Below are 16,273 nucleotides of genomic sequence, written 5' to 3' on the forward strand. Positions count from 1 at the left end.
GTACAAAAAAACCGACAGTGATGTCGGTTTTTTTGTGACCGCTCGGTTACTTGACCAGGCGCCAGGTCCACGGATAGCGATAGGCAATGCCTTTGTTGGCCTTGATACCGGCGATGATTGTCAGTATCAACGCCCCGATCACCAGCACGGTCATCAGCAAGAAGCCAACGACCACGAAGCCCAGCAACAGGCACACCAGCCAGGCGATCGCCACAGTGATCTGGAAATTCAGCGCCTCCTTGCCCTGGTCATCGATGAGCGGGTCCATGTCCTTCTTGAATTGCCACAGGATCAACGGCCCCAGCAAGCTGCCGAAGGGGAATACCAACCCCAGGAATGCCGCAAAATGACACAACATTGCCCACTGGCGTACTTCCTTGGACGGGGCCGGGACCGGCAACTGGCTGTCATTCATGGCGCTTCTCCTTGGGGCCGGCTCAGTCAGCCAGCGCGGCGTTCTGCAATTCAAAGATTTCGGTCATGCCTTTCTGGGCCAAGGCCAGCATGGCGTTCAGCTCAGCCGGCTGGAATGGCGCGCCTTCGGCAGTGCCCTGCACTTCGATGAAACCACCGGTGCTGGTCATGACCACGTTGAGGTCGGTCTCGGCGGCCGAGTCTTCCAGGTAGTCCAGGTCCAGCACAGGCTCGCCCTGGTACATGCCAACAGACACAGCGGCGATCATCTGCTTGAGCGGGTCACCCGCTTTCAGGCCGCCACGCTTCTTGATGACTTTCAAAGCGTCGACCAGGGCCACCATGGCGCCGGTGATGGACGCCGTGCGGGTACCGCCGTCAGCCTGGATCACGTCGCAGTCGACGTAGAGGGTGACGTCACCCAGCTTGGACATATCCAGGGCGGCACGCAGGGAGCGGCCGATCAGGCGCTGGATTTCCAGGGTACGCCCGCCTTGCTTGCCACGGCTGGCTTCACGCTGGTTACGCTCGCCAGTGGCGCGCGGCAGCATGCCGTATTCAGCGGTCAACCAACCCTGGCCCTGGCCCTTGAGGAAGCGCGGCACGCCGTTTTCGACGCTGACAGTGCAGATGACCTTGGTATCGCCAAACTCGACCAGTACGGATCCCTCGGCGTGTTTGGTGTAGTTGCGGGTGATGCGGATCGAGCGGAGCTGATCGGCAGCGCGACCACTTGGACGTTTCATAGGGGATACCTGTACTGAGGACGAAAAACTGCCGACCATTATAGAGCCGCAAGCCGGTTCGGGGCACTTCTAAAAAATCCGGTTACCAATGCCCGGGTTTGGGCGCCTACCTCCCACTGCGCTACAATCCTGCGCCTCCAGACTGTAGGAGCGAGCTTGCTCGCGAAAAACGCCAACAATTACGGGGCTTCCTGATTCAGCGCGGCGCCTTGCGTTCTTCGCGAGCAAGCTCGCTCCTACAGGTCGGCCTGGCCAATTTCTATTTATCCAACGCGAGGTACCTCCATGGTGCACAGCATGACCGCCTTCGCCCGTGTCGAAAAAGCCGGGACCCAAGGCACCCTCAGCTGGGAACTGCGCTCGGTCAACAGCCGTTACCTGGAGCCGCACCTGCGCCTGCCAGAGTCGTTCCGCGACCTCGAAGGCGCCGTGCGTGAAGCGCTGCGCCAGGGCATTTCCCGTGGCAAGCTGGAATGCACCCTGCGCTTTACCGAAGAAACCACCGGCAAGCCGCTGCAGGTCGACCGCGACCGCGCCGCCCAACTGGTGGCCGCGGCCGAAACCATCGCCGGCCTGATCAAGCAGCCGGCCGCATTGAACCCTCTGGAAGTATTGGCCTGGCCCGGCGTGCTGGTGGCCGACGCGGCTGACCCACAGGCCCTGAATGCCGAAGCCCTCGCCCTGTTCAACCAGGGCCTGAAGGAACTCAAGGCCGGCCGTGAGCGCGAAGGCGCCGAACTGGCGCGCCTGATCAGCGAGCGGCTGACGTCGATCGAAGCCGACGTAGTGACCCTGCGCGAACTGGTACCGCAGATGCTCGCCACCCAGCGCCAGAAGGTCCTCGACCGCTTCACCGACATGAAGGCCGACCTCGACCCGACGCGCCTGGAACAGGAAATGGTCCTGCTCGCACAGAAGAGCGACGTGGCCGAAGAACTCGACCGCCTGAGTACCCATATCCTTGAAGTGCGCCGCGTACTCAAGTCGGGCGGTGCCGCCGGTCGGCGCCTGGACTTCCTGATGCAGGAACTCAACCGCGAAGCCAATACACTGGGCTCCAAGGCGTTCGACCCGCGCAGCACCACGGCGGCGGTCAACCTCAAAGTGTTGATCGAGCAAATGCGCGAACAAGTACAGAATATTGAGTAAGGCACCCTCCATGACCCACAGCACCGGCACCCTTTACATCATTTCCGCCCCTTCGGGCGCGGGCAAGAGCAGCCTGGTCAAGGCCTTGACCGACGCTGACGAGCAGATCCGCATTTCGGTCTCGCACACCACCCGCGCCATGCGCCCGGGCGAAGTGGACGGCGTGCACTATCACTTCGTCGAGCGTACCGAGTTCGTCAAGATGATCGAACACGGTGACTTCCTGGAGCGCGCCGAAGTGTTCGGCAACCTCTACGGCACCTCGCAGAGCCACCTGCAACAGACCCTGGACGAAGGCCACGACCTGATTCTGGAGATCGACTGGCAGGGCGCCGAACAAGTGCGCCAACTGATGCCCAAGGCGCGCTCCATCTTCATCCTGCCGCCATCGCTCCAAGCCCTGCACCAACGCCTGACTAACCGCGGCCAGGACAGCGATGAAATTATCGAAGGTCGCATGCGTGAGGCCGTCAGCGAAATGAGCCACTACGTCGACTACGACTACCTGATCATCAATGACGACTTTACCCACGCATTGGATGATTTGAAGGCGATTTTCCGCGCCAACCAACTGCAGCAAAAGCGCCAACAGCAGCGTTTCGGCAAATTACTCGCCGAATTGCTCGGTTGATTGGCGCTTCCCAAAACAGCTGCAAGGGCCTTACATTGGCACTTGTAGCGATTTTGCGAAGGCCTGCGAAAAATCAGCGCTTCCCTAAACGCTGGTGATTTTTTAAACTGCTCAGTCCGCTCGCCCAACCGGGCAGCGCGCATCTTGCATTCGCTCCGAGGAATACCATGGCCCGCGTAACCGTTGAAGACTGCCTAGAACACGTGGATAACCGCTTTGAGCTGGTCATGCTCTCTACCAAGCGTGCCCGTCAACTGGCCACTGGCGGCAAAGAGCCCCTGGTCCAGTGGGAAAACGACAAGCCTACCGTTGTAGCCCTGCGTGAAATCGCTGAAGGCCTGATGAGCTACGAGTTCATCGCCAACGCCGAAATCGTTGAAGACGAACCGCTGTTTGCAGCGTTCGAAGGCGAGTCCAACGAGGACGTCTAAGCCTATGCCTGGTCGACGTAGCACGGCGCGGGGTCACAGCCATCGGCAGGAGTTCACACTTTGCCGAGCATAGACGCCCTCGCCGATCGCTTATCGGCCTACCTCGGCGCAGACCAGGTCAACCTGGTTCGCCGAGCGTATTTCTACGCCGAACAAGCCCACGACGGCCAACGCCGCCGCAGTGGCGAGGCGTATGTCACCCATCCTCTTGCGGTGGCCAATATTCTTGCCGACATGCACATGGACCATCAGAGCCTGATGGCCGCGATGCTGCATGACGTGATCGAAGACACCGGCATTGCCAAGGAAGCGCTCAGTGCGCAATTTGGCGAAACCGTGGCCGAACTGGTCGATGGGGTCAGCAAGCTGACCCAGATGAACTTCGAGACCAAGGCCGAAGCCCAGGCGGAAAACTTCCAGAAGATGGCCATGGCCATGGCCCGAGACATTCGGGTGATCCTGGTCAAGCTGGCCGACCGGCTGCACAACATGCGCACGCTGGAAGTGCTGTCCGGCGAAAAGCGCCGGCGCATCGCCAAGGAAACCCTGGAAATCTATGCGCCCATCGCCAACCGGCTGGGCATGCACGCCATTCGTATCGAATTCGAAGACCTGGGCTTTAAAGCCATGCACCCCATGCGTTCGGCGCGCATCTACCAGGCGGTCAAGCGCGCACGGGGCAACCGCAAGGAAATCGTCAACAAGATCGAAGAGTCCCTGAGCCATTGCCTGGCGATCGACGAGATCGAGGGCGAGGTCAGCGGTCGGCAAAAGCACATTTACGGCATCTACAAGAAGATGCGCGGCAAGCGCCGGGCCTTCAACGAGATCATGGACGTGTACGCGTTCCGGATTATCGTCGACAAGGTCGATACCTGCTACCGCGTGCTGGGCGCTGTACATAATTTGTACAAGCCGCTGCCGGGCCGCTTCAAGGACTACATCGCAATTCCCAAGGCCAACGGCTACCAGTCGCTGCATACCACCCTGTTTGGCATGCACGGCGTGCCGATCGAGATCCAGATCCGCACCCGCGAAATGGAAGAAATGGCCAACAACGGCATTGCCGCCCACTGGCTGTACAAGTCCAGCGGCGACGAGCAGCCCAAAGGCACCCATGCTCGCGCGCGCCAATGGGTCAAGGGCGTGCTGGAAATGCAGCAACGTGCCGGCAACTCCCTGGAATTTATCGAAAGCGTGAAGATCGACCTGTTCCCGGACGAGGTCTACGTGTTCACGCCCAAAGGACGGATCATGGAGCTGCCCAAAGGCTCCACGGCGGTCGACTTTGCCTACGCAGTGCACACCGATGTCGGCAACAGCTGCATCGCCTGTCGCATCAACCGGCGCCTGGCACCGCTGTCCGAACCGCTGCAAAGCGGTTCCACGGTGGAGATCGTCAGCGCACCGGGCGCTCGCCCGAACCCGGCCTGGCTCAACTTTGTGGTCACCGGCAAGGCACGTACGCATATTCGCCACGCGCTGAAATTGCAGCGCCGCTCCGAATCCATCAGCCTGGGCGAACGCCTGCTGAACAAGGTACTCAACGGCTTCGACAGCGCCCTGGACAAGATCCCGCAAGAGCGCGTGCAAGCGATGCTCCACGAGTACCGCCAGGAAACCATCGAAGACCTGCTGGAAGATATCGGCCTGGGCAACCGCATGGCTTACGTGGTTGCGCGCCGCCTGCTGGGCGAAGGCGAACAGTTGCCGAGCCCTGAAGGCCCACTGGCGATTCGCGGTACCGAGGGCCTGGTGCTCAGCTACGCCAAATGTTGCACGCCGATCCCGGGCGACCCGATTGTCGGCCACTTGTCCGCCGGCAAAGGCATGGTGGTGCACCTGGACAACTGCCGCAACATCACTGAAATCCGCCACAACCCGGAAAAATGCATCCAGCTCTCGTGGGCCAAGGATGTCACCGGCGAATTCAACGTCGAGCTGCGGGTGGAGCTGGAACACCAGCGCGGCCTCATCGCCCTGCTGGCCAGCAGCGTCAACGCCGCCGACGGCAATATCGAGAAAATCAGCATGGACGAACGCGATGGTCGCATCAGCGTGGTCCAACTGGTGGTCAGCGTGCACGACCGCGTGCACCTGGCCCGCGTGATCAAAAAGTTGCGCGCCTTGACCGGTGTGATCCGCATCACCCGCATGCGTGCATAACCGATCCATTACAAGGAGTCATTCATGACCAAGACAGTTATCACCAGCGATAAAGCTCCAGCCGCCATCGGCACTTATTCCCAGGCGATCAAGGCGGGCAACACCGTCTACATGTCCGGCCAGATCCCGCTGGACCCAAAGACCATGGAACTGGTTGAAGGCTTCGAAGCCCAGACCGTACAGGTCTTTGAAAACCTCAAGTCCGTGGCTGAAGCTGCCGGTGGTTCGTTCAAGGACATCGTCAAGCTGAACATCTTCCTCACCGACCTCAGCCACTTCGCCAAGGTCAACGAGATCATGGGCAAGTACTTCGAACAACCTTACCCAGCTCGCGCCGCCATCGGCGTTGCCGCCCTGCCAAAGGGCGCACAGGTCGAGATGGACGCCATTCTGGTCATCGAGTAAAACACCCGGCGCAGCCCCACAGGCTGCGCCGACTTCGTTTCAGAAGGATTTCGTAATGCGCAAAGCGCTTGTAGCCTCTTCGTTGCTCGCCCTGTTGCTCGGTGGCTGTGCCAGTAACCCCGCCGACCTGGATGTAAGCGGTACCTGGATCAACCAGGCCGCCATCGACGCGGCAGCCAAGGGCGGCCCTTTGCGTGAAGCCCTGCAGTCTTATGGCCCCAACCTTGAGTGGGAGGTCAACACCAAGGCCTTGCAGGCCCGCTACTACAACGGTTTTGAAGTGGCGGAAGGCAAGTTGTCGGGTGAAAAGCCCGGCGCGTGGAACGTGGATTTCTATGGCAGCTCTGCCACCGAACTCAAACGCAAAGGCAAACAAATGCTGCAAGTGGCCAACGACAACGAGCCCGAGCAGCTGTTTGCCCGCGCCAAAGAGCCGGCCCCAGAAGCCGCGCCACTGGGCGCCAACTTCGAACGCGCGCTGTACGCGGCCTATATGGGCGGCGACTGGAAGATCAGCGACGGCACCGGCAGCGGTGCCACGGTGCAGTTCCAGGCGGACGGCAAGGTCGCCGGCCTGCCGGGGGTTGATCGCTATTCACTCTGCCTGGCAGGCGATTGCGCCTCCATGAGCGGCGGCTATGACAGCATCTGGCTGCAACTGAACGGCCAGGGCAACCCATGGATCTTCACGCGCAAGGGTAAGCAACTGGAGATCTTCCAGGCGATCAATACCGCGCAGGCCGATGAAGTGCCTTCGTTTACGCCAGGCCCTCGCCAATGGTTGCTTGAAAAGTAATAAAAGCCTCACCCAAATCCAAATGTGGGAGCTGGCTTGCCTGCGATGACGGTATTACATCCAACAAAGATGTGATTGATATACCGCTATCGCAGGCAAGCCAGCTGCCACATTTTTTGCCGCGCTTCAGCCTTTCAGAATCGCCGCATAGCCTTCCCGGTAAGTCGGGTATGTCGGCGTCCAGCCAAGCGCCTTCATACGTGCATTACTGCACTGCTTGCTCCCCGCACGCCGCACACTGGCGTCCTCGGCCCATTCGGTCACACCCAGGTACTCGCGCAACCACGCCACCACCTCGGCCAGTGGTGCCGGCGCATCGTCAACGCCGATATAGACCTTGTCCAGCGAACCGCCTTTTTCCACATGCCGCAACAAAAACGCGAGCAGGCCCGCGGCATCATCAGCATGAATTCGGTTGCCATATAAAGGCGGGTCAACCGCTACACGATAGCCTTGGCGAACCTGAGTCAGCAGCCATTCCCGACCCGGACCGTAAATTCCGGTCAGCCGCACAACGGTGGCCGGGATGCCGCTATTGAGCGCCACTTGCTCAGCTTCCAGCATCACCTGCCCGGAATAGCCCTTCGCTTGCGTCTCGGACGTTTCGTCGACCCACTCGCCGTTCTGCTGTCCGTAAACACTGCTGCTGGAGACAAACAGCAGATGTTTCGGCTCCTGGCCGTAATCGCCCAGCCACTCCAACACATGCTGCAACCCTTGCACGTAAGCGGCGCGATAGCCGGCTTCGTCGTGGTCAGTGGCAGCGGCGCAATACACTAGGTAATCCACCCCGCCGATGGGCCAGGTGTCAGGGCAGTCCTTTTTGAACAGGTCGCCGGCGATGCCGATCACCCCATCGGGCAGGCGCGAAATATCGCGGCGCAGGCCGTGGACCTCCCATTCCGAGGCCAGCAATTGGCTAGCCAGCCGACTACCCACATCGCCGCAACCGGCAATCACAACAGAAGGCGCAGACATCATAAAACTCCATTCTCAAAGGCGCAGATTAGCCGCGCGAGTGGATCAACGGCCAGTAAAAAGCGAAATAAAGTAACAGTGCCACTTTAGTTAACAAGAATTACTTGCAATAATAACCGCCCATTTGTCCTCGACCCGAAATGGTCTGGAAGGACGATCACCCATTTTTTCTCTCAGGTCCGGCCAGCATGACACGTCATACAACCCCCGCTTCGCCAACCAAGCTTCACAGCCCCTCCCGCGCCTGGCGTGCGATTGCTGCGATGCTGTTCAGCGTATTGCTGGCACCGACCGCCGCATTCGCTGACGCCACTGCCCCCGCCGCTCCGGCAGCTGCCGAGCAAAATGCCGCTACTGCGGCAACGCCTGCCGTCGCGCCAGTGGCCACCGACCCGGCCCAGGCCGCCGGCGCCGCCGCACCTGCCGACGAAACCGGCGTGGTGCTTGAGGAAGACAACACCCTGGGCATGGCCCACGACTTGTCACCATGGGGCATGTACCAGAATGCTGACGTGGTGGTGAAAGCCGTCATGATCGGCCTGGCCATTGCCTCGATCATCACCTGGACCATCTGGATTGCCAAAGGCTTCGAGCTGTTGGGCGCCAAGCGTCGTCTGCGCGCTGAAATCGTCCACCTGAAAAAAGCCACCACCCTCAAGGAAGCGAGCGAAACCGCGACCAAGAAGGGCACCCTGGCTAACCTGCTGGTGCACGACGCACTGGAAGAAATGCGCCTGTCGGCCAACACTCGCGAAAAAGAAGGCATCAAGGAGCGCGTCAGCTTCCGCCTGGAGCGCCTGGTTGCCGCCTGCGGCCGTAACATGAGCAGCGGCACCGGCGTACTCGCCACCATCGGTTCCACTGCGCCCTTCGTCGGCCTGTTCGGTACCGTGTGGGGCATCATGAACAGCTTCATCGGCATCGCCAAAACCCAGACCACCAACCTCGCCGTCGTTGCCCCCGGCATCGCCGAAGCCCTGCTGGCTACCGCCCTGGGCCTGGTTGCCGCGATTCCTGCGGTGGTGATCTACAACGTCTTCGCCCGTTCGATTGCCGGCTACAAGGCTCAGGTATCGGATGCATCGGCTGAAGTCCTGTTGCTGGTCAGCCGTGACCTCGATCACCTGCCTACCGAGCGCAGCTCGCAACCGCACATGGTGAAAGTGGGGTAATCGGCCATGGGCCTGCATTTGAATCAAGGCGACGACGAACTCGTCGAGAACCACGAAATCAACGTCACGCCGTTTATCGACGTGATGCTGGTGCTGCTGATCATCTTCATGGTGGCGGCACCGCTGGCGACCGTGGACATCAAAGTGGATCTGCCCGCGTCCAGCGCCAAGCCGGCGCCGCGGCCAGAAAAACCGATATTCCTCAGCGTCAAGGCGGACCAACGCCTGTTCCTGGGCGAAGAAGAGGTCAAGGCTGAAACCCTGGGGCCGGTGCTGGATGCCAAGACCCAAGGCAAGAAAGACACGACGATCTTCTTCCAGGCCGACAAAGGCGTGGACTATGGCGACCTGATGAGCGTGATGGATGCCCTGCGGGCAGCCGGCTACCTCAAGGTAGGCCTGGTCGGACTTGAGACGGCAGCCAAGAAATGATCACGACGCGCCACAAACTGACGCGTTATGGCACCAGCCTCGCCGTCGTGCTGGGCGTGCATGCCGTCGCGATCATCATCGCGCTCCAATGGTCCGCGCCGCAGGCGATCCAGCTGCCACCCGCCGCCATGGTCATCGACCTGGCGCCGCTGCCAGCACCGCCGCCTCCTCCAGCACCGCCCAAGGTCGTTGCGCCGCCGCCGCCACCGGTCGAAGAGCTGCCCCTGCCGAAGCTGGCCGAGGCGCCCAAGCCAACGATCCAGGTGCCCAAGCCGGTCAAGCCCAAGCCTAAGCCACAACCGCCAAAGCCGGTGGAGAAGAAGCCCGAGCCGCCCAAGGAGAAACCTTCCGAGGAGCCACCGAGCGAAACGCCGCCGAGCAACGCACCTGCGCAGAAGTCCGCCCAGCCTGCACCGGGCCCGTCGGCACAGCAGCTGGCCGCCCAGGCATCCTGGCAAAGCACTTTGTTGGCGCATCTGCAGAAGTACAAGAAGTACCCGCCCGGCGCCCAACGCAGTGGCAAGGAAGGTATGAACCGCTTGCGCTTCGTGGTCGATGGCGAAGGTAATGTGCTGTCCTACGAACTGGAAGGCCGCTCCGGCAACGCCGACCTGGACCGTGCAACCCTTGAGATGATCCGCAAGGCTCAGCCGCTACCCAAGCCACCCGCCGATCTGCTAAAAAACGGCAGCGTCGAACTGGTCGCGCCGTTCGTCTACAACATCGACAAGCGTCGCCGCTGAGAGAGCACTGTGGGAGGGACTTGCTCCCTCCCACATTTGCTTTAATACCTCAGTAAAATTCCGATATTCCCCACTCAATCCCCAGCAAAGTTCTGATAACGTGCGTCTATCGATTGCAGCCGGTATGCTTGGCCCGCAACCTCATGGACGCCCGCTATGACTCTCACAGAATTACGCTACATCGTGACCCTCGCCCAAGAACAGCACTTCGGCCATGCCGCCGAGCGTTGCCACGTCAGCCAGCCGACGCTGTCGGTAGGTGTGAAAAAGCTTGAAGACGAACTCGGTGTGCTGATTTTCGAGCGCAGCAAGAGCGCCGTGCGCCTCACCCCGGTGGGCGAAGGCATCGTTGCCCAGGCGCAGAAGGTCCTGGAACAGGCGCAAAGCATTCGCGAATTGGCACAGGCCGGCAAGAACCAGCTGACCGCGCCGCTCAAGGTCGGCGCGATCTATACGGTCGGCCCCTACCTGTTCCCGCACCTGATCCCGCAACTGCATCGCGTCGCGCCGCAGATGCCGCTGTATATCGAAGAAAACTTCACCCACGTGCTGCGCGACAAACTGCGCAACGGCGAGCTGGACGCGATCATCATCGCCCTGCCCTTCAACGAAGCAGACGTGCTGACCCTGCCGCTCTACGACGAGCCGTTCTACGTGCTGATGCCAGCCTCCCACCCGTGGACCAAGAAGGACACCATCGACGCCGGCCTGCTCAACGACAAGAGCCTGCTGCTGCTCGGTGAAGGCCACTGCTTCCGCGACCAGGTGCTGGAAGCCTGCCCGACCCTGACCAAGGGCAACGACGGCGCCAAGCACACCACGGTGGAATCCAGCTCCCTGGAAACCATTCGCCATATGGTCGCTTCCGGCCTGGGCATTTCGATCCTGCCGCTGTCTGCGGTAGACAGCCATCACTACGCCCAGGGCGTGATCGAAGTTCGCCCACTCACGCCGCCGGTGCCGTTCCGTACCGTGGCGATTGCCTGGCGCGCCAGCTTCCCGCGCCCCAAAGCGATTGAGATCCTCGCGGACTCGATCCGTCTATGTTCGGTGGCCAAGCCGCCCGTTGCGAGCTAAGCCACGGTATGACTGAGCTGTCGCAGGTGTCGGTGACGGCACTCAAGGGTGTCGGTGAGGCCATGGCCGAGAAGCTGGCCAAGGTCGGCCTGGAGAACCTTCAGGACGTGCTGTTCCACCTGCCCCTGCGCTACCAGGACCGCACCCGCGTGGTGCCCATCGGCCATTTGCGCCCTGGGCAAGACGCGGTGATCGAAGGCACCGTCAGTGGCGCCGACGTGGTGATGGGCAAGCGCCGCAGCCTGGTGGTGCGCCTGCAGGACGGCACCGGCGGCTTGAGCCTGCGCTTCTACCACTTCAGCAACGCGCAGAAGGAAGGCCTCAAGCGTGGCACCCGCGTGCGCTGCTATGGCGAGGCACGCCCAGGTGCATCAGGCCTGGAAATCTACCACCCGGAATACCGCGCCATTACCGGCGATGAGCCGCCACCGGTGGACACCACGCTCACGCCGATCTATCCGCTGACCGAGGGCCTGACCCAGCAACGCCTGCGCCAGTTGTGCATGCAGACCCTGACCATGCTCGGCCCGCAAAGCCTGCCCGATTGGCTGCCCCTGGAGCTGGCCCGCGACTATCAGCTGGCGCCCCTGGCCGATGCGATTCGCTATTTGCATCACCCGCCCGCCGATGCCGATGTGGACGAACTCGCCCTCGGTCATCACTGGGCCCAGCATCGCCTGGCCTTTGAAGAACTGCTCACGCACCAGCTGTCCCAGCAACGCCTGCGCGAAAGCATGCGTACCCTGCGCGCCCCGGCGATGCCCAGAGCCACGCGGCTGCCTGCGCAATACCTAGCCAACCTCGGCTTTGCGCCCACCGGCGCGCAACAGCGCGTGGGCAATGAAATCGCCTACGACCTCAGCCAGCAAGAACCGATGCTGCGGTTGATCCAGGGTGACGTAGGCGCCGGCAAAACCGTGGTCGCTGCCCTGGCCGCCCTGCAAGCCCTGGAAGCTGGCTATCAAGTGGCGCTGATGGCACCGACGGAAATCCTCGCCGAACAACACTTCATCACCTTCAAGCGCTGGCTCGAACCGCTGGGCCTGGAGGTGGCGTGGCTGGCTGGCAAGCTCAAAGGCAAGAACCGCGTGGCCGCCCTGGAGCAGATCGCCGCCGGCGCACCGATGGTGGTGGGCACCCATGCGCTGTTCCAGGACGAAGTGCAGTTCAAGAACCTCGCACTGGTGATCATCGACGAACAGCACCGCTTTGGCGTGCAACAGCGCCTGGCTCTGCGCCAGAAAGGCGTGGGCGGGCGCATGAACCCGCACCAGTTGATCATGACCGCCACGCCGATCCCACGCACGCTGGCCATGAGCGCCTACGCCGACCTCGACACCTCGATCCTCGACGAACTGCCGCCGGGGCGTACCCCGGTCAACACCGTGCTGGTCACCGACACCCGGCGCGTCGAAGTGATCGAGCGCGTGCGCGGTGCTTGCGCCGAAGGCCGCCAGGCGTACTGGGTGTGTACCCTGATCGAAGAGTCCGAAGAACTGACCTGCCAGGCCGCCGAAACCACTTATGAAGACCTCACCAGTGCCTTGGGTGAGCTCAAGGTGGGGTTGATCCATGGCCGTATGAAACCGGCGGAAAAAGCCGCGGTAATGGCCGAGTTCAAGGCCGGCAACCTGCAATTGCTGGTGGCGACCACCGTGATTGAAGTGGGCGTGGACGTCCCCAACGCCAGCCTGATGATCATCGAAAACCCCGAGCGCCTGGGTCTGGCGCAACTGCACCAGTTGCGCGGGCGGGTTGGCCGGGGCAGTGCCGCCAGCCACTGCGTGCTGCTCTATCACCCGCCGCTGTCGCAGATCGGTCGCCAGCGACTGGGCATCATGCGCGAAACCAACGACGGTTTTGTTATCGCCGAAAAAGACCTCGAACTGCGCGGCCCCGGTGAAATGCTCGGCACGCGCCAGACCGGCCTGCTGCAATTCAAGGTTGCCGACCTGATGCGCGATGCCGACCTGCTGCCCGCGGTCCGCGATGCTGCGCAAGCATTGCTCGAGCGTTGGCCCGATCACGTCAGCCCCTTGCTCAACCGCTGGCTGCGCCACGGCCAGCAATACGGCCAAGTGTGACGCCTGACGCACTTATCCGACCAACACCCGTATCAAGCTGGTTATACTCCAATGAATGTAAGAAATTGGATCAGGCCATGTCAGAAGTTGCCCTCGCCACAGCCCCACTGACCGCCCCGCCGGTCATTCGGGCGCTGCTCGCAAAGCTCGCCATCCCCTACACGGAAGTCATCGAACAGCCTGGCCTGAACCCTGCCCGAAAGGTCCAGGCGGTGTTGCTTGAAGATGCGGTTGGCGCGCTCATGGTGCTGTTCCCCCAAAGCCAGTTGCTGGACCTCAACCGCCTCGCCGAACTCACCGGTCGCCGCCTCACGGCTGTCGCCCCCGAGCGGGTCGAGCGCATGCTGGGCAAGCATGACCTGAGCCTGCTGCCGGGCTTGCCGCCACTGACCAGTTCACCGTGCCTGTACGAAGGCCGCTTGCTCAATGAGCCGAGCCTGCTGGTGCATTCGGGCGAAGCCGGGCTGTTGCTGGAAATCCCCACCGACGCCTTCAAGAGCCTGCTCACCAAGGCCAGCGCCGCGCAGTTCGGTGAGCCCTTGAGCAACATCCGTCCGAACCTCGACCGCCCCAATGATGACCGCGAGGAAATCACCCAGGCGATGCAAGCCTTCACCGCTCGCCGTATCCAGCAACGCCTGGAAGCGACCATCGAAATTCCGCCGCTGGCCGACACGGCGCAGAAGATCATCAAGCTGCGCGTGGATCCCAACGCCACCATCGACGACATTACTGGCGTGGTGGAAACCGACCCGGCCCTTGCCGCCCAGGTCGTAAGCTGGGCCGCGTCGCCCTACTACGCCTCGCCGGGCAAGATCCGCTCAGTCGAAGACGCCATCGTGCGCGTGCTGGGCTTTGATCTTGTGATCAACCTGGCGCTGGGCCTGGCCCTGGGCAAAACCCTGAGCCTGCCCAAGGACCGCCCGCACCTGTCCACGCCGTACTGGCACCAGTCGATCTACACCGCCGCCGTGATTGAAGGCCTGACCCGCGCCATGCCCCGCGCCCAGCGCCCGGAAGCCGGCCTGACCTACCTGGCAGGTTTGCTGCACAACTTCGGCTACCTGCTGCTGGCCCACGTGTTTCCGCCGCACTTCTCGCTGATCTGCCGCCACCTGGAGGTCAACCCGCACCTGTGCCACAGCTACGTCGAGCAACATTTGCTGGGCATCAGCCGCGAACAGATCGGCGCGTGGCTGATGCGCTACTGGGACATGCCGGACGAACTGTGCACCGCCCTGCGCTTCCAGCACGACCCGACGTACGACGGGCAATACGCCGAGTATCCGAACCTGGTGTGCCTGGCGGTGCGCCTGTTGCGCAGCCGGGGGATTGGCTCCGGGCCGGATGAATCCATTCCGGACGCATTGCTTGAGCGCCTGGGCCTGAGCCGCGAGAAGGCGGAGGATGTGGTCGGTAAAGTGCTGGATGCCGAAGTGCTGTTGCGCGAATTGGCTTCGCAGTTCAGCCAGGGGTAAGCCCACCGCCTGTTACACCACTATCGCAGGCAAGCCAGCTCCCACAGTGACCGCGTTCCAACGTTGAAATACGGTCAACTGTGGTAGCTGGCTTGCCTGCGATGAAGTCAACTCGGTCTACCTGACCGCCTACTTCTTTTTCTTCGGCTTCAAATACTTGGTCAGGCCCTGGAACCAGATCACCAGTGCCGGGTTGCCCTTGATCTGGATCGACTTGTCCTGAATCCCCGTCATGAACGCCAGTTGCTTGTTCTTCGCCTGCATCGTGGCGAAGCCGTAGGCGGCATCCTTGAAGGCAATCGCGAAGGCCGGCGCCGGGTGGACACCTGAGCGGCTGGTGATGCGCTGGTCTTTGACGATGAAGTGACGGGCAACCTTGCCGTCGAGGGTCTGCAGCTGGAAGGCCAGGTCTTTGTCACCCAGTTGCTGCTGGAAGGCGGGGTTGGTGCGGCTGGCTTTGCCCATCATCAGGCCCAGCACCCACAGGAGAAGACGAAATTTCATGCACACGGCCTCGGTGTATTTATTGGAGTGGCCGCAGCAGTGTAACGATTTGCAAAAGGAACGCCACCGATCTCGCGCTTTAGGCGCAGATCGGTTGGCGTTTAACGCTTATAGCAACAAGTACTTAAACGTTAGGGCAAGGCACTGGCGCCCAATCGGCCAGGTTTGGATTGCGGCAGGTTGCTTCGATCTGGGTCTTGCCCGCACTGGCGACCTGCTTGCTTTCAGCTTGTTTGGCCTGCACGGTCTGGATGCTACGTTCGGTGGTTACCGCTTCTTTTGGCACTGTCGGCAGCACCGGCTTCTTGGCTGGCTTGACGGCTTTCTTGCCCTTGGCCGGAGCGACCACTGGGGTGGTATCGGCGGTGGCCACGGTCACCACATCGCTGCGCTGTACGCCGACCTGTTGCAGGTCTTTCTCGTAGGCCTGGGTGTAGTTGTTCAGGTCTTCGCTGGCTTTGCCGTTGACCGTCACGATCAGGTCATTGGACTCCTTCAGGCCCGCGACGATTTCCGCCAGGCGCTTGCGGCCTTCGGTGTCGTTGACGGTCTTGGCCTTGCGATCAGCCACCAGCTTGGTGAATGCGCTCTGGTAGCACTGCTGCGACGCCTTGGCATAGGCGGTGCTGCGGTCGATGTCCGAGGCGCTTTTGTTGAAGTCGGTGGAGTAGGACGCGATGCGCTGGTTGTCATCGGTGATCTGTTTCTGGCGCTCGGTGTAGTAACCCGCCGCACCGCCAGCCAGGGCGCCGCCTGCGGCACCGATCGCGGCATTGCGGCCACGGCTGTCCTTGTCGCCGGTCAGCGCGCCCAGCAGGGCACCGCCGGCCGCGCCGATCGCGGCACCGGTGACGACCGACTTGGTCATGTCCGAATCGGTGGCGCGCAGGTGCTGCACCGGCTCGTAGCAGTTGGGGTAGTACTCGACCTTGGTGCTCGACGCCACCTTGGACGCAGGCGACGTAGCGCAACCAGTCAACACGGTGCTGAAACCAGCTGCGATCAGCAGCAGGTGACGCTTGGAAACCGCCTTACGGGAAAAAAGCATAGATGTGATCTCTGTTAAG

At 61.7% G+C, this 16,273-nt stretch carries 17 protein-coding genes; 12 read left to right on the top strand and 5 right to left on the bottom strand.

Annotation, left to right across the window (positions count from 1 at the left end):
• Positions 1-46: 46 nt before the first annotated feature.
• Positions 47-415 carry a DUF4870 domain-containing protein gene (locus tag AC07S6_RS07095; protein ID WP_003195495.1) on the bottom strand — a complete coding sequence of 123 codons (369 nt, stop codon included), beginning with the start codon at positions 413-415 and terminating at the stop codon, positions 47-49.
• A gap of 22 nt (positions 416-437) precedes the next feature.
• Positions 438-1,160 (bottom strand): ribonuclease PH, encoded by a 723-nt coding sequence (gene rph, locus AC07S6_RS07100; RefSeq protein ID WP_003195497.1) that lies wholly within the window; start codon positions 1,158-1,160, stop codon positions 438-440.
• A gap of 285 nt (positions 1,161-1,445) precedes the next feature.
• On the opposite strand from rph, the gene AC07S6_RS07105 reads away from it, so the two are divergent.
• The 6 genes from AC07S6_RS07105 (at position 1,446) to AC07S6_RS07130 (ending at position 6,738) form a co-directional block, all read left to right on the top strand.
• Positions 1,446-2,309, top strand: a complete 864-nt coding sequence (locus tag AC07S6_RS07105; RefSeq protein ID WP_073843432.1) for a YicC/YloC family endoribonuclease — start codon at positions 1,446-1,448, stop codon at positions 2,307-2,309.
• 10 nt (positions 2,310-2,319) lie between these two features.
• Positions 2,320-2,940 (top strand): guanylate kinase, encoded by a 621-nt coding sequence (gene gmk, locus AC07S6_RS07110; RefSeq protein WP_019818119.1) that lies wholly within the window; start codon positions 2,320-2,322, stop codon positions 2,938-2,940.
• Between the two features lie 167 nt (positions 2,941-3,107).
• Positions 3,108-3,371 (top strand): DNA-directed RNA polymerase subunit omega, encoded by a 264-nt coding sequence (rpoZ, locus tag AC07S6_RS07115; protein WP_003195508.1) that lies wholly within the window; start codon positions 3,108-3,110, stop codon positions 3,369-3,371.
• A 60-nt stretch (positions 3,372-3,431) separates the two neighbouring features.
• Complete coding sequence (gene spoT, locus AC07S6_RS07120; protein WP_003195510.1) at positions 3,432-5,537, top strand: bifunctional GTP diphosphokinase/guanosine-3',5'-bis pyrophosphate 3'-pyrophosphohydrolase; 2,106 nt, start codon at positions 3,432-3,434, stop codon at positions 5,535-5,537.
• A gap of 24 nt (positions 5,538-5,561) precedes the next feature.
• The gene (locus tag AC07S6_RS07125) at positions 5,562-5,942 is read left to right on the top strand and encodes a RidA family protein (protein ID WP_003176922.1); all 381 of its coding nucleotides are present in this window, start codon (positions 5,562-5,564) and stop codon (positions 5,940-5,942) included.
• Between the two features lie 55 nt (positions 5,943-5,997).
• Positions 5,998-6,738, top strand: a complete 741-nt coding sequence (locus AC07S6_RS07130; RefSeq protein WP_495111973.1) for a hypothetical protein — start codon at positions 5,998-6,000, stop codon at positions 6,736-6,738.
• A 126-nt stretch (positions 6,739-6,864) separates the two neighbouring features.
• Here the strand turns inward: AC07S6_RS07130 and AC07S6_RS07135 are convergent, their stop codons facing one another.
• Positions 6,865-7,716, bottom strand: coding sequence for an SDR family oxidoreductase (locus AC07S6_RS07135; RefSeq protein ID WP_495111974.1), 852 nt, complete (start codon positions 7,714-7,716; stop codon positions 6,865-6,867).
• Between the two features lie 188 nt (positions 7,717-7,904).
• On the opposite strand from AC07S6_RS07135, the gene exbB reads away from it, so the two are divergent.
• The 6 genes from exbB (at position 7,905) to AC07S6_RS07165 (ending at position 14,702) form a co-directional block, all read left to right on the top strand.
• A complete protein-coding gene (gene exbB, locus AC07S6_RS07140; protein ID WP_034129097.1) occupies positions 7,905-8,888 on the top strand; it encodes a tonB-system energizer ExbB in 984 nt (327 codons plus the stop codon).
• Positions 8,889-8,894: 6 nt separating this feature from the next.
• Positions 8,895-9,320 (top strand): TonB system transport protein ExbD, encoded by a 426-nt coding sequence (gene exbD / locus AC07S6_RS07145; RefSeq protein WP_003195519.1) that lies wholly within the window; start codon positions 8,895-8,897, stop codon positions 9,318-9,320.
• Positions 9,317-10,063 (top strand): energy transducer TonB family protein, encoded by a 747-nt coding sequence (locus AC07S6_RS07150; RefSeq protein ID WP_161903619.1) that lies wholly within the window; start codon positions 9,317-9,319, stop codon positions 10,061-10,063. The genes exbD and AC07S6_RS07150 overlap by 4 nt, the downstream gene beginning before the upstream one ends.
• 156 nt (positions 10,064-10,219) lie before the next feature.
• Positions 10,220-11,140 carry a hydrogen peroxide-inducible genes activator gene (locus tag AC07S6_RS07155; RefSeq protein ID WP_003195523.1) on the top strand — a complete coding sequence of 307 codons (921 nt, stop codon included), beginning with the start codon at positions 10,220-10,222 and terminating at the stop codon, positions 11,138-11,140.
• 8 nt (positions 11,141-11,148) lie between these two features.
• The gene (gene recG, locus AC07S6_RS07160) at positions 11,149-13,224 is read left to right on the top strand and encodes an ATP-dependent DNA helicase RecG (protein WP_054896111.1); all 2,076 of its coding nucleotides are present in this window, start codon (positions 11,149-11,151) and stop codon (positions 13,222-13,224) included.
• A 77-nt stretch (positions 13,225-13,301) separates the two neighbouring features.
• On the top strand, positions 13,302-14,702 hold the full coding sequence (locus tag AC07S6_RS07165) for an aminoacyl-tRNA deacylase and HDOD domain-containing protein (RefSeq protein ID WP_032894530.1): 1,401 nt from the start codon (positions 13,302-13,304) through the stop codon (positions 14,700-14,702).
• A 129-nt stretch (positions 14,703-14,831) separates the two neighbouring features.
• On the opposite strand, the gene AC07S6_RS07170 is transcribed toward AC07S6_RS07165, so the two are convergent.
• Entirely contained in the window at positions 14,832-15,206 is a 375-nt protein-coding gene (locus AC07S6_RS07170; RefSeq protein WP_003195530.1) for a hypothetical protein, read from the bottom strand.
• Between the two features lie 124 nt (positions 15,207-15,330).
• Positions 15,331-16,254 (bottom strand): type VI secretion system-associated lipoprotein TagQ, encoded by a 924-nt coding sequence (gene tagQ / locus AC07S6_RS07175; protein WP_003195532.1) that lies wholly within the window; start codon positions 16,252-16,254, stop codon positions 15,331-15,333.
• Positions 16,255-16,273: the final 19 nt, after the last annotated feature.

The organism is Pseudomonas sp. GW821-FHT07B01 (assembly GCF_059419065.1).